Below are 25,619 nucleotides of genomic sequence, written 5' to 3'. Positions count from 1 at the left end.
GAATCAGATATGTCACTTATTTTATCAATTGTTGTCACACTTGTTTTTGGTTCAATGATTATTTTAATTCGAATGAAAGCGTCGAAACGTCCTGCATCTATAAAAGGTATTATTTTGCCGCCAGTAATGATGTCGACTGGTGCACTCATGTTCGTCGTCCCTTTTTTTCGGGTATCAGGTATTGATATTATCGAAGCAATTTTGATGGGACTCGTATTTTCTGCCATTCTCATTTGGACGACGAAATTTGAAATTAAAGAGGGTTTTGTTTTTATTAAACGAACGAAGGCTTTCCCTGTTATTTTAATGTCTCTGTTACTCATTCGCATTTTAATTAAATATTTAATCAGTGGAAGCCTTGAAGTTGGGGAGTTGTCAGGAATGTTTTGGATTATGGCGTTTGCGATGATCGTTCCGTGGCGAGTTGCGATGTATTTTCAATATAAAATTGTAGCTAAAAATCTCGAACCTACTAAAGAAATGGTCGAATAAGACGATTAAATTGTAAAAAAGCTTGTGCAAGATTTGTGTAAAAGTTATAATGAGAAAGGTTACATTTATGTGACAAAAAGGAGGAAATATTTTGAAGAAAACGTTAATTGCATTACTTATGTTTGTGTTAGCTTTCACGCTTGCTGCTTGTTCGTCTTCAACGAATAGCGATGCAGACAAAAAAGAGGATTCAAAGAAAACATCGAGTGAAGATGTACTAAATTATTATATGGATTTAGTTTCGACAATTAGTGATAAAAATGCAGATTACACTGCCTATTTGAGTGCTTCAACTGCAGATCCAATGCCTTCTGAAGCTGAGCTTTTAGAACTTGCTAAAAAAGCATCGACTTCTGCACAAGCTGTTTCAGATGCTTTAGCAGATGAAAAAGTTCCAGATTTAGGGAAATCTACGGAGGACTTTAAAAAAGCCGTTTCTGATTTAAGTGCTGCCTATGCCGATGAAGCAACAGCATTAAAAACAACGCCTGTTGATACAACAAGCGCTGATGAAAAACTTCAAAAAGCATCTGCTGAAATTTCAAAAATCCTAGAGGACAATGGTTTAGCAGGTTCTGATATTTTAACTGATACAATGTAATAAAAAAGCATTTTGGGCTCACCCAAAATGCTTTTTTTAACCCTATTTTTTCTTCGTTGCTTGAATTTCTTGTTCCAATCGTTCGAATGTCGCCATTAGTTCAAGAGATTTTTCCTCTAAAACTTCTTTTTGTTCTTTTTCCGTGTCATTGAAATGTATCGGGTCACTAAAGCGAATGATGACCTTCTTTCTTTTTAAAATTTCTTTGAAGTTTTTTGGACCATCATAGAAGGCTGGTAACATCGGTACTTTTCCTTTAAGCGCAATGGTAACCGCCCCGCGTTTTAAATGTAAGTTCGTTTGTTTACGTGTACCACTTGGGAAAATACCAACCACTTTACCTTGTTTTAACAAGCGAATTGGCGCTTTAATGGCGCTAGGACCTGGATTGTCGCGGTTAACTGGAAAGGCATTTAAATGCGTCATCAGCCAATTAAGGAACTTTCCTTTAAATAACTCTTGTTTCGCCATATAATGGACAGATACAGGATAGATGGCAAAACCAAGATAAAGAATTTCAATCCATGAAGTATGCGGCGATACAACAACATAAGGGGCCGCAGGTATTTTTTCTTTGTTTTGTACTTGAAATCGTCCACCAATGATGATTAAAATAATATGGACGAGGGTTTTAGCAAATTTATAAAACAACTTCTTCACTCCCTAAAAGACATCAACTAGTATAAGTATACTCAAAAACGTAGATTTTTGCATTAAAAAAATAAAGCAGTAGAAAAGAGGCCGGAATGAAACTTTTACATACAGCTGATCTTCACCTTGGAAAAATTGTATCAGGTGTTTCGATGCTTGAGGATCAAAAATATATTTTAAATCAAATAACCGAAATCATAAAACGAGAAAAAGTGGACGGTATTATTATTTCCGGGGACTTGTATGACCGCGCGGTTCCCCCGGCAAGTGCTGTTGATGTTTTGAATGATATTTTTTATGAATGGAATGTGACGCTCGGCTTGCCAATTTTTGCCATTAGTGGTAATCATGATAGTTCGGAAAGACTCCAATTTGGTGCGGCATGGTATGAAAAAACAGCCCTTTATTTGGCGGGAAAAATCACAGACCCAGTTCAAAAAGTAGCATTCAAAAATGCTGAAATTTGGCTTGTTCCGTTTCACGAGCCTGCAATTGTGCGCGAAAAATTTAATGATAGAGAGATTCGTACTTATGAAGAAGCGATGCAAAAAATAACCGATTCAATTTGGGTGCGTGCTGATAAAACGAAAAAGCAAATTTTAGTTGGTCATGCCTTTGTGGCTGGCGGTATTCCAAGTGACTCTGAACGTCAACTGGCTGTCGGAAATGTCGACCGTGTTTCAACAAATTGCTTTCTAGGTTTTGACTATGTTGCGCTTGGTCATTTGCATCACCCACATGCTATCACGCATCCCACCATTCATTATAGCGGCTCACCATTAAAATATTCTTTTTCAGAAAGCAAGGATAAAAAAAGTGTGCGCATCGTAACACTCGAGGAAACACTAGACGTACGTGAAGTATTCTTAAAACCAAAACGTGATATGCGAATTGTGAGCGGAAGCTTGAAGGAGCTTACGACCAATATTTTAGACAATAATGAGGATTATTTACAGGTGAAATTAGAAGATTCTGGTGCGCTTCTTGATCCGATGGGGCAACTGCGTAAGTTCTATCCGAATATTTTGCATTTAGAGCGCATTCGGCATCAGATGGAAGATAAGCTTGAGGTGAAGTTTGATGAGCTGATGAAAAAAGACGATGTGGCGCTATTTGATCAGTTTTTTGAATTTGCTGAAGGGAAAAGCATGACAGCAGCACAAAAGGAACTTATGGCAGAGATTTTCAAAGAAGCGCGTTCGGGAGGTAAAGAATGAGACCGTTAAAACTAACAATGGAGGCATTTGGTGCATATAAAAAACGCGAAACGATAGACTTTACAGAACTTGGAACGGAACGAATTTTTGTTATTTCTGGAAAAACAGGTGCGGGGAAGTCGACAATTTTTGATGCGATTAGTTTTGCGATTTTTGGTGTTACTAATCTTATTGACCGAGAAGGCGCATCGATGCGAAGTGATTTTGCGGCAGATACGGATTTAACGGAAGTGACGCTAACCTTTATGCTACGAGAGAAAACATATCTGGTTAAACGCATGCCACAACAAGAAGTGAAAAAAGCACGTGGCGACGGGATGCGTTCTTTAAATCAAAAAGCCGAGTTATTTGAACTGACAAATGACGGAGAGAAGCTACTTGCTAGTTCGGTGCGAGATGTTAAAGTCAAAATGGAGGAGTTAATTCAGCTTAATGTCGATCAATTTCGGCAAATTTTAATGATTCCGCAAGGTGAGTTTCGTGAATTGCTTATTTCTGAAAGCAAGGAGAAAGAAGTGATTTTACAACGGCTTGCCCATACAGACTTTTATAAGTATGTTGAAAATCTTTTATTTGATAAACAAAAGGAGCTACAGCTTTTAGCTGAAAATACTAGGGCAGAACTTGGAAAAGTGATTGTTGGCGAATTTGGAGACGAAACGCTAACAATTGCCGAAATTGAGGAACAATTCCAAGTCAAAATGGCAGAACAAAAAAAACAACTGATAGTCTTGCAAGAGGAACTCACGACACTTGAAAAGGTGAGTGTTGCAGCGGCTCAAAGCGTTGCTGTGGCGGAAAATATTGAAGCAGATTATGCTCAACTTGAAAAGCAAGTAGAGGTTCTCAAACAATTATACGGGAAACAAGAGCAGATAGAGATGCTAAAGCAGGAGCTAACGAAAATGAAGGCGGCGAAGGAATTACAAGCTACTTTCATGCAGCGAGAGCGTACGAGCGGGAAAATACGTACTGTAAAGCAAGAGGAAGAACAGCTTATCAATCAGACGGAAGAGGCGCGCGTGGGGCTTTTAAACTGGGAGGAGCAACAAAAGGCACTTTTAGAAATGGCAGAGCGTGTGGCAAAATGGCGGCGTAATCAAATCGAATTTGAGAAAATGGCGCCGAAGATGAAGCAGCTTTCTGAAAATCTGACAGAAGTTGAGCGTAAAAAGGTTGCTTTTACTGCAAAGGAAGAGGCTTTTAAAGGGTTTGAAATAGATTTTGAGAAATTAAAACATGATGTGAGTTCGCTTGAGGATCGCATTTTGGCGCTTGAAACCATTGAGCAAGAACGTTTTCAACTGCTGGAGAAAGTGAATGAGCTGGAAACTGAACGTAAACAAGCAGCTGAAAATACGGAAAAGACAAGTCAACTGGCGAAAATAGAGGAACAAATAGTGAAGTTGCAGCAAGAACAAGCGGCGCAAAAGGCTAGTTTAGATTTGCTTCAAAAAGAAGAGACTGAACTTTTGGCAGCTTCCAAAAAAGAGCAGGCAGCCATGTTAGCAGCGCACCTTCATGACGGAGAGGCATGCCCAGTTTGCGGCGCGAAAGAACACCCCGAGCTCGCAACATTTTCTAGCACGTTTGATACTTTGAAGTTAGATGAAATTTCAAAAGAGGTAGAAACAAAATCGCTTTTATTAAAGGAAGTTGAGGAGAATATTACGCGTTTAAAATGGCAAACGGAGCAGTGGGAGGAATTAAGCGGAAATGACTTTTCAGTTTGGTCAAAACGGCTTACTAAACTCGCAACTACGATTGAAATGGCCAAACAAAAACAAGCGAAGCTAAATGAACAGCTAGAGTTGCGAAATAAACTTAAAGCACAACTAGGCGAACAGCAAAATGCGAAACAAAAGTTGACGAATCAAATGACGGAAGCACAAATTGAAAAAGATGACTTGCAACATGAGCTGAAACTTTTGGAGACGGAAATCAATTGGCTTTATACGGATATTCCAGAAAATTTACGCCAACCAGAAGCTTTTAAACGTTTGCAAAATCAAGTTGCGGCCTCATTATTAGAATTTGAAAATCGGGAACAGGAAGTTTCAAAAGGCATTGCTGCACAAAAAGAGCTATATAGCAACATGAAAACGCGCTTAGCTGCCGCAGAAAAACAGCTCGAACAACTTTCGAACGAATGGCAAACGGATCAAACGCTTTTTGAAGAAAAGCGAGTCGAGCTTGGATTCCAAGACGAAGCTGATTTCAAGACTTATTTGGCGAAGGAAAATGAAATCCCCGCTAACGAAACGGAAATAGCCGACTATAAAAAAGCGCTTTTTGTTGCGGAAGATAGAAAACAAGTTTTAGAAGAAAAACTAAAAAATGTTGATAGAAAAGATGTCACAAAACTCCAAGCAGAACTAGATACAGCGAAAGCAGTTCAAAGTGAAGCTGAACAAAAAATGCTAGTTGTGCGCGAACGTGGTGGTGAAACGTCGAATCGTTATGCGCTTTTTACTACCAAAAAAGAAGAATTACTTGTGTTTGAAGAAGAGTATGCGGATTTAGGGCTTCTTGCGGATACGGCACGCGGGAAAAATGACTTGCGTATTACGTTTGAGCGGTATGTGCTTGCGACGTTCCTTGATACGATTGTAAAGCATGCGAATGTGCGACTGCAAAAGATGACAAATGGACGTTTTGAGCTTAGTCGAAAGCGGGATAAAGCGAAAGGAAATGCACAGAGTGGGCTGGAGCTTTTGGTGTACGATGAATATACAGGATTAACGCGTCATGTGAAAACATTGTCTGGCGGCGAGAGTTTTAAGACATCGCTTGCACTTGCACTTGCTCTAGCCGAGGTGGTGCAGGAGATGGCAGGTGGTATTTCCCTTGATACGATGTTTATTGATGAAGGTTTTGGAACGCTTGATCCTGAATCTTTGGAGTCTGCAATTGAATGTTTGCTCGAAACACAGGAAAACGGGCGACTTGTTGGAATTATCTCGCATGTACCAGAGCTAAAAGAGCGCATTCCTGCTCGGCTTGAAGTAACAGCAACGAATCAAGGGAGCAAGACGGAATTTATGCTCCATATATAAAGAAGCTCGCGACGTCCCTTTGTCGCGGGTCTCTTTTTTTTGTGGTAAAATGAAAGTTTAGAGGACTCTTAAAGCGAGGGATAATGATGAAACGGCAAATCAACATTCAAGATGAAATGGTGCCTTATCAAATAAAGCAAGATGCCAAAGGACTTATGAAAAACGAAGCAATATATAAAATAGATGAAAAAGAGGGGCAAACTAATTTTTATTTTACAGACGGAGAAGTTGTTACAGAAACCAAACAAGATGTACTGGACTGTACTTGTGACAGCCATATTTACGGGGAACGTGTTTGCAAACATATGTATAGCACCTATTTGAAGAAAGTAGAGTTGCTGCACGAAAAGAAAAAATTAAGTTTGAAGGAACGGATTTTAGAACAGGAATCCGTCACGCTTTTATCACTTTTTCAAGAAAGTTTAGCAGATCAATTTGAAGTTCCAAGTTTAGATGCAAAAAAGAAACTACGAATTGCCTATCATCTTTCATTAAAAATGGAAAATGAAGAGCGACAAATGGTACTGGAGATAAAAGTAGGTGCTGAACGGACGTATATTGTGAAAAACATCCAAGCTTTCCTTGATGCAGTGAGATACAATCAGCTGCTCGTTTTTACAAAAAATTTCACCTTTGATCCGAACGAACATACTTTTTCAGAGAAGGATTATGCAATTTTAGACTTACTTACACAAATTTCTGACACCCAAAAAATGTATGAGTTGTCCGATAGCTATTTTTCGAGAAGCTACGAGGATGGTAAAACGCTTATTGTGACGCCGTTTTTGGCAAAGGAATTACTTCAAAAACTCATAGGAGAAAATGCGAGTTTACAAATATTGAGTGAAAAAAATGAAGTATTAATGCGCTATCCCGCTATTAAAATGGTCGAAGGAGAACTGGATTTCAATTATATTTTTAGAAGCGCATCAAACGGGAAGTACCAAATTGAACTCGAGTCTTTACAGCAAGCTGTTTTTTTAGAAAAATATCAACTCATCTTTTTAGATGGCACCTTCCACTACTTGGTGAGAAAAGAATGGCTGGGCATCATGCCGCTTTTTGAATTTCAAAAAGTAACGAAAAGTGACGTTGTGCAATTTAATGAAGCAAGACTAAGCGAAATGGTGTCCTACGTTTTACCAGCACTACAAAAAAGTGGGACGGTCGATGTAGACGAGTCGATTCAAAATCGAATAATCAATTTTCCACTTGAGGCAAAACTGTTTATTTCCATGACGGAAGACAACAAACATGAACTACGCTTGCAATATGAGTATGGAGAATGGGTTTTTGAACCCTTTCACACAAGAGAAAATAAAGTGAGTGACGAACAAATTGTCATCCGTGACATTGAAACGGAAACAAAAATTATGCAGTTTATTGAAAATGCACCGATTTTATTTTCCAGTAATCGTATGGTTTTAAGCACAAAAGAACAGGACTTATATCATTTTTATGCGCATATCGTACCAAAGCTTAGCGAATATGTTGCGGTTTTCATGGCAGATGGTATGGAAAATATGGCTTTCCATGATATTCAACCTATAACTTCCTTTGATGTGGCTGAGGATAATGCCTTTTTATCCGTTTCTTTCCAATTTCTGGGCATTCCAGAAGATGAAACAAAGAATGTACTATTATCTTTACGTGAGAAAAAGACGTATCATCGTTTAAAGAATGGGCAATTTCTATCCCTTGAAGACGAAAGTTTTGAGCAAATTAAACGGATTTTTGAAGTCCTTGATGTGAGGCAAACGGAAGTGAGACAAACGATGCAATTGCCTGTCTACCGAGGAATTCAGCTTTATGAACTTGAAAAAGGGCAACAAGACAGACAGAAATTCAGTAAAAAATATCGCCAATTATTAGAAGAAGTTCAGCATTTTTCAGATGAACATTATAGCGTTCCAAAAGCGCTTAATGCCACACTTCGCGATTACCAAATTGTTGGCTTTGAGTGGATGAAATCGCTCGCGAAATACCAATTGGGTGGTGTCTTGGCCGATGATATGGGTCTTGGAAAGACCATTCAAACAATAGCCTTTCTGCTATCTGAGCTTGAGCGGGACATTGAACCTATTTTAATTGTAACGCCAGCGTCACTTCTTTATAATTGGCTAAATGAATTTCAAACGTTTGCAAGTAGTATAAACGTGGAAATAGTGGAGGGAAGTAAGTCTTCACGCGCCGAACAATTAGCAAAACTTAAAAAAAATCAAGTGTATTTGATTTCTTATCAAACATTACGTCAAGATGCGGATTTACTCCAAGGAAATTTGTTTCACACGATTATTTTAGATGAGTCGCAAATGATTAAAAATTATACAACAAAGGTTTCACAAGCTGTTAGAAAGCTTAATCGAAAATCCATGTTTGCACTTAGTGGAACGCCACTTGAAAATTCGGTAGATGAACTTTGGACGATTTTCCAAACAATTTTACCAGGTTTTTTCCCAGCACTTCATAAATTTAAAGAGGTCGATCATCAAAGTATCGCTTCGCTCATTCGGCCATTTTTACTGCGACGACTTAAAAAGGATGTTGCACGTGAATTGCCAGAGAAAATTGAAACGAATCTTTATTCAGAGCTTACGACAGAACAAAAACAAATTTATTTAGCCTATGTGGAAAAAATTCAAGCAGAACTTGCTTCTGGCGGCTTAAATCAAGGGGAGGAGCATATCCGTTTGCTGGCTGGTTTGACACGCCTTCGACAGATTTGCTGTGACCCAAGATTATTTATGCCTGATTACACAGGGGAATCAAGTAAGTTTACCCAGCTGTTTGATACACTGAGGACAGCGCTTCAAGGGGAAAAACGTGTTCTTATTTTCTCTCAATTTACAAGTATGCTACAATTAATTGCAGAAGGATGCGAGGAGCAAGAAATTCCGTATTTTTACCTCGACGGAAAAACAAATGCTAAAAAACGCGTCGATGATGTTATGGCTTTTAATCAAGGAGAAAAAAATGTGTTTTTAATTTCCTTAAAAGCAGGGGGAACAGGGCTAAACTTAACAGGCGCTGACACGGTAATTTTATTTGATTTATGGTGGAACCCTGCTATTGAAGAACAAGCAGCAAGTAGAGCGCACAGAATTGGTCAAAAGAAAGTTGTACAAGTAATTCGTTTTATTGCGAGAGGAACAATTGAGGAACGTATTTTTGAGCTTCAGCAAAAGAAACAAGCCTTAGTGGATGCGCTCATTCAACCTGGTGAACAGCTACTTAATAAGCTCACCATTGATGAAATGAAGGCGTTACTTACATTTAATAAAGAAGGGATGTTGTAAAAAAATGGATAAATGGGAAGTTTTATCAGTAGAAAATGAAGAGGAAGCAGTGAAACAAATTGAATATCTTGTTCAAAAAGGTTACACAAAAGAAGATATTTCTGTTTTAGCCAAAAATAAGAAAATGAGTGAGGAAGTAGCGGAGCGAACTGAAACGGAGCAAGAACGTCCAGTGAATGAAGAAGCATTTGGTATCATTTCAGGTATTTTGCAAAGCTTAAGTGGTGCCATTGTTATTCCCCAAGCCTATAATCCAAAATACGGTGCGCTTTATGCGGCGGGTCCATTTGCTAAATGGTTTTCGCGTACAAACGACAAAACGGTAACGCGACTACTAGAAGACTTCGATTTAACGGACGAGCAAATTGCTCATTTTGTAAACGAACTGGATGAAGGAAAGTTATTGTTACTAGCTAGATAACTAAAAAACATATGACAAACAGTAAGATTCTAGGCAAAGCTAGTACGAAGCCTATTAAGCTCGTGAACATTGAAACGGATGCATGAGCAACGAAGATGGCCGTTTGTTAGCAGTCTAAGGGCATACTTGTATGCCTTTTTTCTTATAACTAAAACTTATTGCTTTTATGCAAAATAACTTAGTTTACTTATCAAGTAGTTTCCAGTAAAATAAAGTAGGGAATATCAATCGTTTCGAAATTGAGGAGGAAACGTGGATGGCAAACTTAAAAATGAAAGCAAAATCATCTTTTCAATTGGATGATAAAACGTATCACTATTTTAAATTAAAATCGTTAGAAGCGAACATTGAAAGGCTACCTTATTCGATTCGAGTGCTCTTGGAATCGGTTTTAAGGCAGAGCGACGGGAAGACGATCACAGAGGAGCACATTAAGGGGCTTAGTAATTGGTCGAAAGAAGCGAGTCAAAACGACGGAGAGGTTCCGTTTAAACCAGCACGAGTGATTTTACAAGATTTCACGGGTGTTCCTGCTGTTGTTGATTTAGCATCACTGCGCAAAGCGGTTGCGGACCTTGGGGGTAATCCAGAAAAAATTAATCCGGAGATTCCCGTGGATCTTGTTGTTGACCACTCTGTTCAAGTGGATAGTTATGCGAATCCAGAAGCACTTAAAATTAACATGGAGCTTGAGTTTAAGCGTAATATGGAACGTTATCAATTTTTGAACTGGGCACAAAAATCCTTTGATAATTATCGTGCTGTTCCGCCGGCAACCGGCATTGTCCATCAAGTCAATTTGGAATATTTGGCGAGTGTTGTGATTGCAAAAGAGGAAAATGGCGAAACAATCGCATTTCCTGATACACTTGTTGGGACGGATAGCCATACAACAATGATTAATGGTATCGGTGTACTTGGTTGGGGCGTTGGCGGAATTGAAGCTGAGGCGGGTATGCTCGGACAGCCTTCTTATTTCCCGATTCCAGAAGTAATTGGTGTCAAGCTAACAGGCTCTCTCCCAAACGGGGCAACCGCAACAGATTTTGCACTTAAAGTGACTCAAGTACTTCGGGAGAAAAAAGTCGTAGGGAAGTTTGTGGAATTCTACGGTCCAGGTGTGTCGACGTTACCGCTTGCAGACCGCGCAACGGTGGCCAATATGGCGCCAGAATATGGTGCCACTTGCGGATTTTTCCCTGTTGATGCCGAATCACTCACATATTTACGTTTAACTGGCCGTGATGAAGCGCAAATTCGCTTAGTTGAAACTTATTTAAAGGAAAATGACCTATTCTTTACAAAAGAAAACCGTGAGCCTGATTATACTGATACGGTAGAAATTAATTTAAGTGAAATTGAAGCAAATCTTTCAGGACCGAAACGACCACAAGATTTGATTCCATTATCCGCGATGAAAGAAACATTCCAGAAATCCATTTCAGCTCCTGCTGGGAACCAAGGTTTCGGTTTAGAGCCTGGTGCACTAAATAAAACAGCGAAAGTCGTGTATGGAAACGGTGATGAATCTGTGATGAAGACGGGTTCTGTTGCGATAGCTGCAATTACTAGTTGTACGAATACTTCTAATCCGTATGTGATGCTCTCTGCTGGATTAGTTGCGAAAAAGGCTGTAGAACTGGGACTTGAAGTGCCTAAATTTGTAAAAACCTCGCTCGCTCCCGGCTCAAAAGTCGTAACAGGTTATTTAGAAAAAGCTGGCTTACTTCCTTATTTAGATAAACTTGGTTTTGATTTAGTTGGTTATGGTTGTACAACATGTATCGGAAATTCTGGTCCATTAAAAGATGAAATTGAAGCAGCGATTCAAGAAAATGATTTATTAGTTTCGGCAGTGCTTAGTGGAAATCGAAACTTTGAAGGTCGTATTCATGCGCTTGTAAAAGCAAATTTCTTAGCTTCACCGCCACTTGTTGTAGCTTACGCATTAGCGGGTACAACAAATATTGACTTAGAAAATGAGCCAATTGGATATGGCAATGACGGGAATGCTTATTTCTTAAAAGATATTTGGCCTTCCTCAGATGAAGTGAAGAAACTTGTTGAAGAAACTGTAACACCGGAACTTTTCCGAGAACAATATGCGCGTGTTTTTGATGAAAATGAGGCGTGGAACGAAATCAATACAACAGATGAAGCACTGTATAAGTGGGACAATGCTTCAACATACATTGCCAACCCACCATTTTTTGAAAACCTGTCAAAGGAAAAGGGGAAAGTAGAAACTTTATCTGACCTTCGAGTTATCGGGAAGTTTGGTGATTCAGTTACAACTGACCACATTTCACCGGCTGGAGCAATTGGGAAAGACACACCTGCTGGTAAATTTTTACAAGAACAAGGTGTCGCGATTCGTGATTTCAACTCATATGGCTCAAGACGTGGTCATCATGATGTGATGATGCGCGGAACTTTTGCCAACATTCGCATTAAAAATCAAATCGCCAAAGGCACAGAAGGTGGATACACGACATACTTCCCAACCAAAGAAGTCATGTCCATTTATGATGCTTCGCGTAAATATATGGCAGATGGAACAGGATTAGTGGTTCTTGCTGGTGATGATTATGGTATGGGGTCTTCACGTGATTGGGCTGCTAAGGGAACTAATTTACTTGGTATTAAAACGGTTATTGCCAAAAGCTATGAACGCATTCATCGCTCTAATCTCGTGATGATGGGTGTGTTACCACTTCAATTCAAACAAGGTGAGGGTGCGGACGAACTCGGTCTTACTGGCGAAGAAACTATTCATGTGGCAATTGGTGAATCTATCACACCTAGAGGTTCTGTAACAGTAACTGCCACTTCACCAAGTGGGAAAGTAACATTGTTTGAGGCTATTGCTCGTTTTGACTCAGAAGTGGAAATTGACTACTATCGTCATGGCGGCATTTTACAAATGGTTTTACGTGGGAAATTAGAGGATTAATAAGAAGGCTAGGAACCAAAAATTAAGCAAGGTATTGTTTAATTTTTGGTTCTTTCTCTATTGCATTGTGCGAACTAATGTTCTATAATAGGAGAGAAAGGAAGATGAGATGCGAAAAACAACTTTATTAATTTTACTTATTATAATTAGTTTGATGCTTAGTTTAGTCATGACAATAAGTGGTTATAAAATTCCGTTACCACCACTTGTTTTAGTTGTTTTTACTGCGATTTGTCTTGCGCTGGGGCTAATAGAGTGGCGGGCGAAGCATTTTTATTTTGCATATATCGCGTTTTTTTGCGGTGCTTTTCTGTGCATGCAATATATTTTAGTGGGGTGAGTCTTGTATGAGTGAAATAAAGCGATGTAGTTGGGCGGAGAGTGGGGACGAAATCATGCTTGCGTATCACGATGATGAATGGTGCGAGCCAAGTTACGAGGATACATATCTTTTTGAGCTTTTAAATTTAGAGGGGGCTCAAGCTGGTTTATCTTGGCGAACGATATTAAATAAGCGAGTCGGTTATCAAGAAGCGTTTTTACAATTTAATATTGACGCTTGTGCCAAGTTAACGGACGGAGAGTTAGCTGGAATTCTAAAAAATGCTAAGATTATTCGGAATAGAGCGAAGGTTCAAGCCGTCAGAACGAATGCACAGGCTGTTCAAAAAGTGCAGGCTGAATTCGGTTCTTTTTCTAAATATATGTGGCATTTTACAGATGGTAAAGTGATTGATCACAAGCTTGCTTGGAATCAGGAAATGCCAGCAAAAGATGAGCTTTCTGAGCGAATTAGTAAAGATATGAAAAAACGAGGATTTAAATTTGTCGGTCCCGTTATTATCTATTCATATTTACAAGCAATCGGTGTGATTAACGATCATAACGTGACATGTGCTTTTTACCAAAATGAAAAAAATCGCGATTCATAAGTTAAAAATGCCCCTATACACATGCATAGGGGCATTTTTGTTTTAACTAAGCGCTACGTCGCGCTTTTTGAAAAAGTAAAAGCTTATCCATAAAAATAGGAGAACATATATGGAAAGACCGACAATGATTTGCCACACATCAAGTCCACCAGGTGTTGGATTTCCAACTACAGCACTGTTTAAATTCAGCAGGTTAAAAATAATCCATTTTAACCAGTCATATTTCTCGATGGCAATTGGTAAGAATGCTGCAAGAATAGAGCCAGAAAATAAAACACCTAAACTTACGCCAACTGCAAGTGCTTGAGAGCGAACAACGGATGAAAATAAGAAGGCAATACTTGCATAGACAATCATCATAATGAAGTTAGAGCCAAGCAAAATGAGCGCAGCTTGAAGCGCATTTAATGTCCCAGAATCCGGAGATACGGGCATTAAATACTCGCCACCAGGTAAAATAAATGAGAATAGAAAGGCCGAAATAAATAGTACAATACTTGTAATTACGGCGTAAAGAATAACAACGAACAGTTTAGAGGCGAGAATTTGACTACGTGAATACGGCCGAGCTAATAGTAATTTAATGGTTCCGCCTGAAAATTCAGAGGCAACAATCATACTCGCTATTACGGCGACTAAAATGCCTGCAATCATGTTCATAATACCAAGACTTGCAAAAAATTCTGGTCCAGTCATCGACCCGAGTGCTGTGATTGGTGTCTTGCCAGCATCTGCATAAGCTTGATAATAATCAATTTGCTCTTGAATCGATGCTTGTTCTTTTTTTGGAGCGTTCTCTTTAGCTACTTTTAAAGCTGCTACAGACTCTTTAGGAGAAAGGATTTCGCTAGAGTAACTGTCTTTTTGATTATCTTGAGTATTGAAGTACTCTTCTTCTGAAATTCTTTGTCCATCAGCATTATAATAGGCTGTGATTCCTTGAGGCTGTGTTTTTTCATCGTTACCAGTTGTATCAGAAGTGGCAAGCATGAGCATGGTCATCAAGAAAACAAGGATAACGAGAATGATTTGCATCATCCAACTTGATTTTTTTAGAATTAGTTTTTGAAATTCATTTTGAACTAAACGCATTATTTTTCACCCCCGTTTGTAAGTGCTAAGAAGCGATCTTCAAGAGAGAAGTGGACTTTAGATAATTCAAGAATATCTATATTTGCCCGAATAAGCGCGCGGGCGATTTCTGGAAGGACTTCGCGTGTTACATTTAGTACAAAATGCTGCTCTTCTTGCTGAATGATTTCAAGGTCAAGCGTATCTAAAACAAGTCTTGCGCTAGCAGCATCTGATACTTCAAGCGTGACTTTTAAGTTTTTTTCGGCGTTTAAATCTGTCATTTTTTCAATATGCGTTAAATGTCCTTTATCGATGATAGCAAAGCGATCTGTAATTTGCTGAATTTCAGCGAGCAAGTGACTTGAAATTAAAACGGATGTTCCGCCTTCAGCAAGTTCTTTAATAAGGGAACGAAACTCTGCCATACCTTGTGGATCAAGCCCATTCGTAGGTTCATCAAGAATGAGTAGGGCAGGTTGATGAATCAACGCTTGTGCGACACCGAGGCGTTGACGCATACCTAGAGAATAAGTTCGAACTTTATTATGGATAGCATGACTTAGTTTTACTTTATCTACAATTGCATTCATTTGCTCATCAGAAATATTTTTTCGACTCATACGTGCAAACTGTTTTAAGTTTTTCCAGCCAGACATATACATGTAGAATTCAGGATTTTCAATAATAGCTCCAATATTTTGAATGGCTTCTTTAAAATTGCCATCTAAATTGGTACCACAAATAGAAACTTGACCATTTGTCTTTGAGATTAACCCTACAATTGAACGGATGATAGTTGTTTTTCCCGCACCATTCGGTCCCAGTAGTCCGAAAACTTCTCCCTTTTCAATTTCAAAACTGATATTATGTATGATTTCTTTTTTGCCGATTTTTTTTGAAACATTTTCAAGCTGTAAAATGATTTCAGGCATTTTTCCACTTCCTTTTCACAGAATATATTAATTATAACAAAATCTATTACATGTGCATGAAGCCGTGGTTTGGTTATTTATTAAGTCCTTAGTAGTAGATGAAAACAACCTGTCAGATAAGCTTGGCATACTTATCTAACAGGTTGTTTTTAGTGATTGTATATCTGGCATGAAAAAACAATCTACTTCACTCATCTAACTCATTTATATAAAAGTGGGAGCTAGTATTTTTAAACACCTTTGTAAGCTTCTACATAAATTTGCTTCAATTCACTTACAAGCGGTTGTTTTGGATTTGCAGTCGTACATTGATCCATAAATGCACGGTCCGCTAAAGTATCGATAACAGCATCAAATTGTTTTTTATCAACATTTTGCCCTTTAAGGCTCATATCGATTCCAATATCTTTACCAAGTTGAATAATAGCATCAACAAGGGATGCAACACCTTCTGCAGCAGTGTTTGCTTTTAATCCAAGAATACGAGCAATACGAGCATAGTCTTCATCAGCAGTAAAGCTTTCATATTTAGGGAATAAAGCGTGTTTTCTAGGTTTAAGCGCATTATAGCGGATAACATGTGGCATTAAAATAGCGTTCGCACGACCATGTGGAATGTGGAATTCCGGTCCAATTTTATGCGCTAAGCTATGATTAATTCCAAGGAAGGCATTAGCAAAGGCCATACCAGCTAGGGCAGAGGCATTATGCATTTTTTCACGCGCATCCTCATCGCCCCGAAGAACTGAATCACGTAAGTTAGCAAATACTAATTCAATAGCTTGAATAGATAAGCCACGTGTATAATCACTTGCCATAACAGAAACATATGACTCAATCGCGTGTGTTAATACGTCCATACCAGTGTCTGCAGTAATGTGAGCAGGGACAGTTGTCACATATTGCGCATCAACAATCGCAACATCAGGTGTAAGTTCATAGTCAGCTAGTGGATATTTAATGTTGTTCTCTTTATCCGTAATTACAGCAAATGGTGTTACTTCAGAACCAGTACCACTTGTTGTTGGAATAGCAACAAATTTAGCTTTTTCACCAAGTTTAGGATATTTAAATGTCCGTTTGCGAATATCTAAGAATTTTTGTTTTAAACCAAAGAATGAAGCTTCTGGGTGTTCATAAAATAGCCACATACCTTTTGCCGCGTCCATTGCTGAACCACCACCAAGCGCGATAATGCAATCTGGTTTAAAGTCTTTCATAAGTTCCGCACCTTTATAAACGGTAACATCAGACGGATCTGGTTCAACGTCAGCAAATACTTGGTAATCCACATCATTTGAACGACGTTTTAAGTGATCGATTACAACATCAACATATTTAAATTGAACCATACCAGGATCAGTTACGATAAACACACGATTTAAACCTTCCATTTTTTGCAAGTATTGTGTGGAGTATTTTTCAAAGAATACTTTTGGTGGTAATTTAAACCATTGCATATTATTTCTCCGATCTGCGATACGCTTTACATTTAAAAGATTTGTCGCACTAACGTTTTGCGAAACAGAGTTTTTACCATAAGAACCACATCCAAGTGTTAGGGAAGGGATGAAGCCGTTGTAAATGTCACCAATACCACCTTGAGCAGAAGGTGCATTGACAATAATACGACAAGCTTTCATGCGAATACCAAATTGTTTTTGTGCTTCCTTATCAGTAGAATGAATAACAGCAGAATGACCTAAACCACCATATTCAAGCATTTCTTCCGCGCGATCAAAAGCTTCAGTTTGATTTTTTGCTTCAATGAACGCAAGCACCGGGCTTAATTTTTCATGTGAAAGCGGATATTTATCGCCAACACCTTTAATTTCAGCAATTAAAATTTTCGTTGTTTCAGGCACTTTAAAGCCAGCTTGTTCAGCAATCCAAGCAGGGGATTTACCAACAACATCAGGATTTAATGTACCTTTTTCAGGATTGATAACATAGCTTTCAAGTTTCTTAAATTCAGCACCTTTTACAAAATAGCAGTCATTTGCAGTAAATTCTTCTTTAACCTCTTTTGCTATTTCTTTGTCAACAATGACAGCTTGTTCAGATGCACAAATCATACCTTGGTCAAATGATTTAGAAAGAATGATGTCATTAACAGCACGCTTAATCTTCGCCGTTTTGTCAATATAAGCAGGAACGTTACCAGGTCCAACGCCAAGAGCTGGTTTACCAGTAGAGTATGCGGATTTAACCATTCCGGCTCCACCTGTAGCAAGAACCAATGCAACTTTATCGTGATTCATTAATTGTTTTGTTGCTTCAAGAGAAGGCTTTTCAACCCATTGAATACAGTTTTCAGGCGCCCCGGCTTTAACGGCAGCTTCATATACGACGCGTGCTGCTTCAGAGGAACACTTTTGAGCACTTGGGTGGAAAGCAAAGATAATTGGATTACGCGTTTTAATAGCGATAATCGCTTTAAATAGTGTAGTCGAAGTTGGGTTCGTTACGGGTGTAACACCAGCAACAACACCAACAGGTTCAGCAATTTCAATAACACCAGTTTGTTTATCTTCGTTAATAATGCCTACCGTTTTATTAGTTTTAATGTTATTCCAAATATATTCAGTGGCAAAAATATTTTTGATACATTTATCTTCATACAAACCACGACCAGTTTCTTCTACAGCCATCTTGGCAAGTGGCATATGTTGGTCAAGTCCAGCTAGAGCCATTGCATGAACAATGGAGTCAACCTGATCTTGAGTATAACTCTCAAATGCCTTTAGCGCTTCTGCACCGTTGTTTGCTAATTTATCAATCACTTTTTGAACTTCTAAAACTTCGCGAGTAGCTTCTTCTTTAATCGCCATTTTTACAACCTCCTAAAATTATAAGGGACTTAAAACGTCCAACAAAGACTTAAAATGTCCCTGTGTGTTTAAAAAAAATTGGCAGTCGACTTTTACCAGCTTTTTTTAAGGTATGACTTGATTACACCGTAAGTATACATCAGCACAAAAAGTTTGTAAATAGTTTCACGTGAAAAGATTCACAAAATATTAAAATTAAGTCTTATAGCTTATTTTAGGAATCTTTTATGGTTCTTTTGTTTTAGAACTAAAAAATATACTTGCAATTTAAATTTGATTTTGTTAAGATAGGAACAACTTAAAATAAAAGCGTGAATGAAAGAGTAAGTAGCCTAAAAAATTGTTTGAAGAGAGCCGGCGTTTGGTGTGAGTCGGTAACAACGATTAGTGTGAATGGACTTTCTAGCTCTAAACTGAACGGGAAACTAAGTAGGATTTAGCGATTAAGCCTTATCGTTATACAAGGCACCATTTAGCTTAAAGCAGATGGAATAAAGTGAACTTAAAATTTTTAAGTTAATCAAGGTGGCACCACGGGTCTTCCGTCCTTGTCTAGTAATTAGACACGGGCGGGAGACCTTTTTCGTTTTATAAGAAAAAGCATAAAGCAGGAAGAGTACTTTATTTGGAAAGTTTAGAGAGCAAGCGGTTGGTGGAAGCTTGTCTTGAAGAATAGAGGAATGGGCCTTGCGCGTTCAATCTTGAACTAAAAGTAGGGATTGACGGTTTGTTACCGTTAAAAACAAGAGATTAAGAAATCATTCTTAAAACTTGAGGTGGTACCGCGATACATTCGCCCTCTAAAGGACAAATTGTTCTTTAGGGGGCTTTTTATTTTTGGAAAAGGGGAGACGGATGATGCAAAAAACAGTAGAAGCAGATACGTTAACAATTCCACTTATTTATAGAAGGTTAAGTGGGAAAAACAAAAGTTTATTAGAAGGAACTGCAAAAGATGCGGAAGCGGGAAGGTATTCGATTATCGCATTTAACCCTGTACATGAAATTCAAATTTTCGGAAATCGATTCATTAAGGACGGTGTCGAAACCATTACCGAAGATCCGCTTGAAAAATTGCATGAGCAAATTGTAAGTGTGAGCAGGGAACAATTGTCACTTCCATTTGAGGCGGGGGGAATTGGCTATGTAGGTTATGATATGGTACGACTTTATGAAAATATTGGGGAGCCAAAATGTGATGATTTAAAACTTCCGGATGCGCACTTTTTTTTATACGACTCTTATATCATTTTTGATCATAAATTTGAGCGCTTGACGCTAGTTGAGGATGATACCTATTCGAAGCGTGAGGAAGCAGAATTGCAGGCTGCGCTAGTAGATTTGGAACATGAAATTTTCACCTCAAAAGAAGGAGAAGCTGACCCGGCCAAGCTTGAACCACTTACTTTTAAAAGTAAGCTTGAGAAGGCCACTTTTATAGAAAAAGTTGAGCGTGCGAAAGCATTTATTGAGGCGGGAGACTTTTTTCAGGTTGTCTTATCACAACGGCTTGAGGCAGAGTTTTCTGGCGATGCCTTCTCATTTTATCGTAAACTCCGTCTTTTAAACCCTTCTCCGTATTTATTTTTCATTGATTTTGGGGAAACGAAGCTCGTTGGTTCATCACCAGAAAGCCTAGTTAGCATAAATGGTGATTTAGTTCAGACAAATCCAATTGCAGGCACTAGAAAAAGAGGGCAGACGGCAGCTGAAGATAAAATGCTCGAAACCGAATTGCTAGCTGATGAGAAAGAACTCGCAGAACACCGTATGTTAGTTGACCTAGGAAGAAATGATATTGGACGAGTGAGCGCAGTTGGCTCGGTTTCAGTTCCCCTTTATTTAACAATCGAACATTATCGTTTTGTGATGCATCTTGTTTCCATCGTGGAAGGGCGACTATTGCCAGAACTTCATGCTTTTGATGCTCTCAAATCTGTTTTACCAGCTGGAACTGTAAGCGGCGCACCAAAAATCCGCGCGATGCAGCGCCTTTATGAATGGGAGGATGTGAAACGTGGTCCGTATGGTGGTGCGGTTGGCTATGTGACAAAACGAGGTAATGCAGATTTTGCGCTAGCCATTCGAATGGCAGTCATTCATGAGGCGCATGTATACGTTCAAGCAGGTGCAGGTATTGTTTATGACTCTAACCCAGAAAGTGAATACAATGAAACGTTACAAAAGGCAAAAGCTCTACTGGAGGTGGGGAAATGATTCTTTTAGTTGATAATTATGACTCGTTTACGTATAATTTGGCGCAATTTATTCAAGAGTTTGCGGAGGTTGAAGTAATTCGAAATGATGCGAAGGACTTATTTCAGCGAGCGGAGGCGGCAAGTGGCATCGTTTTATCTCCAGGACCTGGAAAACCGTCTTCCGCTGGTGATTTAGAAGCACTTATTCGTAAGTTGGCAGATGAAAAACCGATTTTAGGGATTTGTTTAGGGCATCAGGCGATTGGTGAGGTGTATGGTGCAAGAGTAGTTCAAGCAAATGAAATTCGCCATGGAAAGATTTCAAAAATGGAACGTGCTGAGTCAGAACTATTCCGCGGAATACCTGCAACGTTTGAAGTCATGCGTTATCACTCGCTTATTGTTCAAAAAAGTAGTTTGGGTGAAAAACTTTACTCGTTAGGTGAGGCTTTGGATGATAAGGAAATGATGGCGATGAAAGTGCACGGTAAACCAGTATTTGGCTTACAATTTCACCCTGAGTCAATTGGAACACCATACGGAAAACAGATTATTAAGAATTTTGTTGAAATGACAAAAAGGAAGGTGGGGTAAAAATGGATGTAGCTTTGGAAAAATTGTACGCAAAAGAAAATTTATCAGAACTAGAAATGAGTCATTTAGCAACAAATATGCTACAAGGAAATCTATCTGAGATTGAAATTTCTGCCGTATTAATGGCACTAAAAATAAAAGGCGAAACGCTGGATGAAATTTCTGGTTTAGCGAGTACTATGCAAAAGCTTGCTACGAAAATCCCTTATTCAAATGGTGATGCGATGGACAATTGCGGCACGGGTGGTGACAAGTCGAATACTTTTAATATTAGTACCACAAGTGCTTTTGTGCTTGCTGCAGGTGGAATAAAGATGGCAAAACACGGGAACCGCAGCGTTTCCAGTCGTTCAGGAAGTGCTGATGTTTGCTCCGAACTTGGTATTCAAATTGCTCTCACACCTGATATGATGGCACACTTACTTGAAAATGTCGGAATTGCTTTCCTATTTGCGCCAAACATTCATCCAGCTATGAAATTTGTGATGCATGTTCGTAAAACGTTAAAAACACCAACGATTTTCAATTTAATTGGACCGATGACAAACCCAGTTCCACTAGAAGCTCAACTTATGGGGAGTTACAGGCGGGATATTTTACGAGAAACTGCTCAAGCGCTCGGAAAACTCGGTCGTAAACGTGCTGTTGTTGTAAACGGTGCGGGATATATGGACGAGGCTACTTTACTTGGTGAAAATCATATCGCCGTGTATGCGGATGGAAACATTCAAGAGTTTACGTTTTCGCCTGATGATGTGGGATTAGAGAAGACAACGCGCGAACAAATTCAAGGTGGCGATGCTAAACGAAACAGCCAAATTTTAACACGTGTTTTAGACAATGAACAAGGTCCTTGTTTAGATACGGTTTTATTAAATGCTGGGCTTGGTTTTTATACGTACGGGAAAGTGGCGTCGATAGAAGAGGGTGTAGTTATGGCAAGACATGTTGTTGCAAGCGGCGAAGCGAAAAACAAGTTGCATGAACTGCTTGCTGCACAGAAGGAGGTTTTGGTGGGATGACATCTTTTTTAGATGAAATACTTATAGCTAAACATGAGGAAGTAGCAAAAATGGAAGACGAGGTGCTAAAAATTCGACCTGAAAAGCCGAGTTTTCTAGAATTTTTAGCAAATAATCCTGAAAGAATGCAATTGATTGCCGAAGTTAAGCGAGCTTCCCCGTCCAAAGGAACAATCAATTTACATGTAGATCCAGTCAAACAAGCTAGAGCATACGAACAAGCAGGTGCCGGAATGATTTCGGTGTTAACCGATGAAATCTTTTTTAAAGGATCAATAAAAGATTTACAAGCTGTTGCAAAAGCCGTTTCTGTTCCAGTTTTGTGTAAAGATTTTATTATAAGTGAAAAGCAGATGATTCGTGCAAAAAATTGCGGTGCTTCAGCTATTTTACTAATTGTGGCGGCGCTTAGTGAGTCTGAGCTGAATTCTTTATATAAAAAAGCAAATGAAATTGGCTTGTTGCCTCTAGTTGAAGTGCATAATCTTGAGGAACTAAAAATTGCAGAACGCACAGGAGCGAAATTAATTGGTGTAAACAACCGAAATCTAAAGACTTTTGAAGTCGATATTGCAATTAGTGAATCACTTGCGCGAGAAATGGTCAATCAAGCTGCTTTTTATATAAGTGAATCAGGATTTAAAACGGCAGATGATGTTCGTCGCGTGCGAAAGAGTTATCGTGCTGTTCTTGTTGGAGAAGCGCTCATGCGCGAAGATAATCCGCGCGAGGCAGCAGAAAGGTTGCGTGTTTTGAGATGAAAGTGAAAATTTGTGGGTTAAAAACGATGGCTGATGCAAAATTCGCAGCTGAAATGGGCGCAGATATGATTGGCTTTGTCTTTGCTAAAAGTAAACGTCAAGTGAATGTAGAAGAAGCGCGCAAAATGGCAGCAGTCTTACCAGATGAAGTTTTAAAAGTAGGCGTTTTTGTAAATCCTGATTTGGAAGAAGTTTTATTTTTAAAAGAAAATGTGCCGCTTGATATTATTCAGCTTCACGGGAATGAGACGTCAGAATTTACTAAACAAGTCGGTCCAGCCATTAAGGCTTTTAAAGTGCGAAACGGTGAAATAGACGGGGATGTTTCAGCTTATCAGGATTGCTTAATTTTACTTGATGCACCGCCAAAAGAGTTTGAAGGCGGTTCAGGAGAGACTTTTGATTGGGAAAAAATGGGAATGCGCGACTTACCCAAAAGCCGCCTTATCATTGCTGGCGGGCTAAACCCGCAAAATGTCACAGAAGCCATTCGAATTTTCGACCCGTTTGGCGTGGACGTTTCGTCTGGCGTAGAAACAAATGATGTGAAAGATAAAATGAAAATCAAAGCATTTATTGAAAATGCAAAAGGAGCGAATGACAATGCACTATGAGGCACCAAATGAAAAAGGATTTTACGGAAGTTACGGCGGACGTTTTGTTCCAGAATCTTTAATGCATGCGATTTTAGAATTAGAAGAAGCGTATCAAAAGCTGTCTAAGACAGATGAATTTAAAGAAGAACTGGCGAATTACTTAGAACAATATGTGGGACGAAAGACGCCGCTTTATTTTGCAGAACAATTGACAGAATATGCGGGTGGCGCAAAAATTTATTTAAAGCGTGAAGACTTGAATCACACGGGTGCGCATAAAATTAATAATACAATTGGGCAGGCGTTACTTGCAAAGGCAATGGGGAAGAAAAAGGTGGTCGCAGAAACTGGGGCCGGGCAACACGGTGTTGCGACGGCAACGGTTGCGGCACTCTTTAATATGGAGTGTACCATTTTTATGGGTGAGGAAGATATTAAAAGGCAGTCGTTAAATGTATTTCGAATGGAACTTCTCGGTGCAAAAGTAGTGAGTGTCACGTCTGGCAGTAGAACATTAAAAGATGCGGTGAATGAAACACTACGTTACTGGGTGGAGCATATTGAAGACACGCATTATATTATGGGTTCAGTACTTGGCCCGCATCCATTCCCGCAAATTGTGCGTGATTTTCAAAGTGTCATTGGAAAAGAAGCGCGGGCACAACATTTAAAAGCAGAAGGAAAATTACCAGATGCAGTTGTAGCGTGTGTTGGTGGTGGCAGTAATGCAATGGGGCTATTTTATCCATTTGTAACAGATGAGAGTGTAAGGATGATTGGTGTTGAGGCAGCTGGTTTAGGCTTAGACACAGATTTTCAAGCTGCATCGATTACAAACGGAAAAAAAGGTGTCCTTCACGGAGCGATGATGGATGTATTACAAGATGAAAATGGTCAAATTTTAGAAGCCTTTTCAATATCCGCAGGACTGGACTACCCTGGAATCGGACCAGAACATTCATATTTTAACCAATTAGGAAGAGCCACTTATACATCGGTTACAGATGATGAAGCGATTCAAGCTTTCCAACTTCTTTGTCAAACAGAAGGGATCATTCCCGCACTCGAAAGCTCCCATGCTATTAGTTATGCTGTGAAACTTGCTGGAACAATGCCAAAAGAGGCGAGTATTGTCGTTTGTCTGTCAGGGCGCGGAGATAAAGATGTAAATCAAATGCAAGCGAGACTGAAGGGGGAAGTAGAATGAAAACTTTAACGCGCGTTTTAAACGAACGAAAATCTCAAAATAAACCGCTTATCGTGCCGTACATCATGGCAGGAGACGGCGGACTAGACAAACTAGCGCAAACCATTTCTTTTTTGGAAGAAAACGGAGTTTCTGCCATCGAAATTGGTGTCCCTTTCTCCGACCCAGTAGCAGACGGACCAATTATTCAGCAAGCTGGGCTACGCGCTTTAAATGAGCAAACTAGCTTAAAAGAAATCGTACGGACGTTACAAAACATACAAACAAATGTACCTCTCGTCATCATGACGTATTTTAATCCCGTCTTCCAAATTGGCGCTGAAGCATTTATCGAAAGTTTGCGCGAAACAAATGTAAAAGGCTTAATCATTCCTGATTTACCATTTGAACATCAAGATTTACTGACACCATATCTTGATGGTACCGACATCGCTTTAGTACCACTTGTTTCCTTAACGAGTTCTAACGAGCGAATTGCGCAGCTTGTCAAATCCGCAGAAGGCTTCATTTATGCCGTGACAGTGAACGGAACAACAGGAACAAGGCAAACTTTTGGGGAAAATATCGGTTCACATTTGCAAAAATTGAGAGCACAAACGGATATTCCTGTTTTAGCTGGCTTCGGTGTATCAAAAGTGGAACATGTTGAACAATTTATGCAAGTCGCAGATGGGGTTGTAATCGGTAGTAAAATTGTGTCGCTCCTCCGTGATGCGAAGCACGAGGAATTGGCCGATTTTTTATCCAAAGTAACAGCGGTCTAGCATGATTTGACGGGTTACAAG

20 protein-coding genes and 2 other annotated features are annotated in these 25,619 nt (G+C 39.2%); of the genes, 16 read left to right on the top strand and 4 right to left on the bottom strand.

Annotated elements, in window-relative coordinates; genetic code table 11:
• Positions 1-9: 9 nt before the first annotated feature.
• Positions 10-492: a CcdC family protein gene (locus R8923_RS02495; RefSeq protein ID WP_485871171.1), complete on the top strand. Its 483-nt coding sequence runs from the start codon at positions 10-12 to the stop codon at positions 490-492.
• A 91-nt stretch (positions 493-583) separates the two neighbouring features.
• Positions 584-1,093: a hypothetical protein gene (locus tag R8923_RS02490; protein ID WP_485871170.1), complete on the top strand. Its 510-nt coding sequence runs from the start codon at positions 584-586 to the stop codon at positions 1,091-1,093.
• Positions 1,094-1,135: 42 nt separating this feature from the next.
• Here R8923_RS02490 and R8923_RS02485 read toward each other — a convergent pair whose 3' ends face one another.
• Positions 1,136-1,744, bottom strand: coding sequence for a lysophospholipid acyltransferase family protein (locus R8923_RS02485; protein ID WP_485871169.1), 609 nt, complete (start codon positions 1,742-1,744; stop codon positions 1,136-1,138).
• Positions 1,745-1,839: 95 nt separating this feature from the next.
• Between R8923_RS02485 and R8923_RS02480 the strand changes: the two genes are divergently transcribed.
• The 7 genes from R8923_RS02480 to R8923_RS02450 all read left to right on the top strand — a co-directional run bounded on the left by R8923_RS02480 (position 1,840) and on the right by R8923_RS02450 (position 13,619).
• Positions 1,840-2,961, top strand: coding sequence for an exonuclease SbcCD subunit D (locus R8923_RS02480; RefSeq protein ID WP_485871168.1), 1,122 nt, complete (start codon positions 1,840-1,842; stop codon positions 2,959-2,961).
• Positions 2,958-6,017 carry an AAA family ATPase gene (locus R8923_RS02475; RefSeq protein ID WP_485871167.1) on the top strand — a complete coding sequence of 1,020 codons (3,060 nt, stop codon included), beginning with the start codon at positions 2,958-2,960 and terminating at the stop codon, positions 6,015-6,017. Before R8923_RS02480 ends, R8923_RS02475 begins: the two co-directional genes overlap by 4 nt.
• 86 nt (positions 6,018-6,103) lie before the next feature.
• The gene (locus R8923_RS02470; RefSeq protein WP_485871166.1) at positions 6,104-9,313 is read left to right on the top strand and encodes a DEAD/DEAH box helicase; all 3,210 of its coding nucleotides are present in this window, start codon (positions 6,104-6,106) and stop codon (positions 9,311-9,313) included.
• 4 nt (positions 9,314-9,317) lie between these two features.
• Positions 9,318-9,734, top strand: coding sequence for a general stress protein (locus R8923_RS02465; RefSeq protein WP_485871165.1), 417 nt, complete (start codon positions 9,318-9,320; stop codon positions 9,732-9,734).
• Positions 9,735-9,990: 256 nt separating this feature from the next.
• Entirely contained in the window at positions 9,991-12,687 is a 2,697-nt protein-coding gene (gene acnA / locus R8923_RS02460; protein WP_485871164.1) for an aconitate hydratase AcnA, read from the top strand.
• A 109-nt stretch (positions 12,688-12,796) separates the two neighbouring features.
• Positions 12,797-13,027, top strand: a complete 231-nt coding sequence (locus R8923_RS02455) for a hypothetical protein (protein ID WP_485871163.1) — start codon at positions 12,797-12,799, stop codon at positions 13,025-13,027.
• A gap of 7 nt (positions 13,028-13,034) precedes the next feature.
• A complete protein-coding gene (locus R8923_RS02450) occupies positions 13,035-13,619 on the top strand; it encodes a DNA-3-methyladenine glycosylase I (RefSeq protein ID WP_485871162.1) in 585 nt (194 codons plus the stop codon).
• Positions 13,620-13,661: 42 nt separating this feature from the next.
• Here R8923_RS02450 and R8923_RS02445 read toward each other — a convergent pair whose 3' ends face one another.
• From R8923_RS02445 to adhE, 3 genes are all read right to left on the bottom strand, one after another.
• Complete coding sequence (locus R8923_RS02445; RefSeq protein ID WP_485871216.1) at positions 13,662-14,714, bottom strand: ABC transporter permease subunit; 1,053 nt, start codon at positions 14,712-14,714, stop codon at positions 13,662-13,664.
• On the bottom strand, positions 14,711-15,625 hold the full coding sequence (locus tag R8923_RS02440; protein ID WP_485871161.1) for an ABC transporter ATP-binding protein: 915 nt from the start codon (positions 15,623-15,625) through the stop codon (positions 14,711-14,713). Before R8923_RS02440 ends, R8923_RS02445 begins: the two co-directional genes overlap by 4 nt.
• 230 nt (positions 15,626-15,855) lie before the next feature.
• Positions 15,856-18,456 (bottom strand): bifunctional acetaldehyde-CoA/alcohol dehydrogenase, encoded by a 2,601-nt coding sequence (gene adhE / locus R8923_RS02435; protein WP_485871160.1) that lies wholly within the window; start codon positions 18,454-18,456, stop codon positions 15,856-15,858.
• Between the two features lie 303 nt (positions 18,457-18,759).
• Positions 18,760-19,009: a binding site (T-box leader), on the top strand.
• Between the two features lie 41 nt (positions 19,010-19,050).
• Positions 19,051-19,260, top strand: a binding site (T-box leader).
• A 54-nt stretch (positions 19,261-19,314) separates the two neighbouring features.
• Here adhE and trpE point away from each other — a divergent pair.
• From trpE to trpA, 7 genes are read left to right on the top strand one after another with little or no spacing between them, the layout of a single operon-like run.
• Positions 19,315-20,673, top strand: a complete 1,359-nt coding sequence (trpE, locus tag R8923_RS02430; protein WP_485871215.1) for an anthranilate synthase component I — start codon at positions 19,315-19,317, stop codon at positions 20,671-20,673.
• Positions 20,670-21,248 (top strand): anthranilate synthase component II, encoded by a 579-nt coding sequence (locus R8923_RS02425; RefSeq protein WP_485871159.1) that lies wholly within the window; start codon positions 20,670-20,672, stop codon positions 21,246-21,248. The genes trpE and R8923_RS02425 overlap by 4 nt, the downstream gene beginning before the upstream one ends.
• A 2-nt stretch (positions 21,249-21,250) precedes the next feature.
• Entirely contained in the window at positions 21,251-22,270 is a 1,020-nt protein-coding gene (trpD, locus tag R8923_RS02420) for an anthranilate phosphoribosyltransferase (RefSeq protein WP_485871158.1), read from the top strand.
• Positions 22,267-23,031, top strand: coding sequence for an indole-3-glycerol phosphate synthase TrpC (gene trpC / locus R8923_RS02415; protein ID WP_485871157.1), 765 nt, complete (start codon positions 22,267-22,269; stop codon positions 23,029-23,031). The genes trpD and trpC overlap by 4 nt, the downstream gene beginning before the upstream one ends.
• Positions 23,028-23,645: a phosphoribosylanthranilate isomerase gene (locus tag R8923_RS02410; RefSeq protein WP_485871156.1), complete on the top strand. Its 618-nt coding sequence runs from the start codon at positions 23,028-23,030 to the stop codon at positions 23,643-23,645. Before trpC ends, R8923_RS02410 begins: the two co-directional genes overlap by 4 nt.
• Entirely contained in the window at positions 23,635-24,834 is a 1,200-nt protein-coding gene (gene trpB / locus R8923_RS02405; protein ID WP_485871155.1) for a tryptophan synthase subunit beta, read from the top strand. The genes R8923_RS02410 and trpB overlap by 11 nt, the downstream gene beginning before the upstream one ends.
• Complete coding sequence (trpA, locus tag R8923_RS02400; protein ID WP_485871154.1) at positions 24,831-25,598, top strand: tryptophan synthase subunit alpha; 768 nt, start codon at positions 24,831-24,833, stop codon at positions 25,596-25,598. Before trpB ends, trpA begins: the two co-directional genes overlap by 4 nt.
• Positions 25,599-25,619: the final 21 nt, after the last annotated feature.

The organism is Listeria tempestatis (genome assembly GCF_963575625.1).
Taxonomy (GTDB): Bacteria; Bacillota; Bacilli; order Lactobacillales; family Listeriaceae; genus Listeria; species Listeria tempestatis.
This window is presented reverse-complemented; position numbering and strand designations above follow the sequence as displayed.

Coding starts and splice junctions, on each gene's coding strand:
- R8923_RS02495 (WP_485871171.1), top strand. CDS start 10: ATGTCACTTATTTTATCAATTGTTGTCACACTTGTTTTTGGTTCAATG.
- trpB (WP_485871155.1), top strand. CDS start 23,635: ATGCACTATGAGGCACCAAATGAAAAAGGATTTTACGGAAGTTACGGC.
- R8923_RS02440 (WP_485871161.1), bottom strand. CDS start 15,625: ATGCCTGAAATCATTTTACAGCTTGAAAATGTTTCAAAAAAAATCGGC.
- adhE (WP_485871160.1), bottom strand. CDS start 18,456: ATGGCGATTAAAGAAGAAGCTACTCGCGAAGTTTTAGAAGTTCAAAAA.
- R8923_RS02450 (WP_485871162.1), top strand. CDS start 13,035: ATGAGTGAAATAAAGCGATGTAGTTGGGCGGAGAGTGGGGACGAAATC.
- trpE (WP_485871215.1), top strand. CDS start 19,315: ATGCAAAAAACAGTAGAAGCAGATACGTTAACAATTCCACTTATTTAT.
- R8923_RS02410 (WP_485871156.1), top strand. CDS start 23,028: ATGAAAGTGAAAATTTGTGGGTTAAAAACGATGGCTGATGCAAAATTC.
- R8923_RS02425 (WP_485871159.1), top strand. CDS start 20,670: ATGATTCTTTTAGTTGATAATTATGACTCGTTTACGTATAATTTGGCG.
- R8923_RS02465 (WP_485871165.1), top strand. CDS start 9,318: ATGGATAAATGGGAAGTTTTATCAGTAGAAAATGAAGAGGAAGCAGTG.
- trpA (WP_485871154.1), top strand. CDS start 24,831: ATGAAAACTTTAACGCGCGTTTTAAACGAACGAAAATCTCAAAATAAA.
- R8923_RS02475 (WP_485871167.1), top strand. CDS start 2,958: ATGAGACCGTTAAAACTAACAATGGAGGCATTTGGTGCATATAAAAAA.
- R8923_RS02455 (WP_485871163.1), top strand. CDS start 12,797: ATGCGAAAAACAACTTTATTAATTTTACTTATTATAATTAGTTTGATG.
- acnA (WP_485871164.1), top strand. CDS start 9,991: ATGGCAAACTTAAAAATGAAAGCAAAATCATCTTTTCAATTGGATGAT.
- trpC (WP_485871157.1), top strand. CDS start 22,267: ATGACATCTTTTTTAGATGAAATACTTATAGCTAAACATGAGGAAGTA.
- R8923_RS02470 (WP_485871166.1), top strand. CDS start 6,104: ATGAAACGGCAAATCAACATTCAAGATGAAATGGTGCCTTATCAAATA.
- trpD (WP_485871158.1), top strand. CDS start 21,251: ATGGATGTAGCTTTGGAAAAATTGTACGCAAAAGAAAATTTATCAGAA.
- R8923_RS02480 (WP_485871168.1), top strand. CDS start 1,840: ATGAAACTTTTACATACAGCTGATCTTCACCTTGGAAAAATTGTATCA.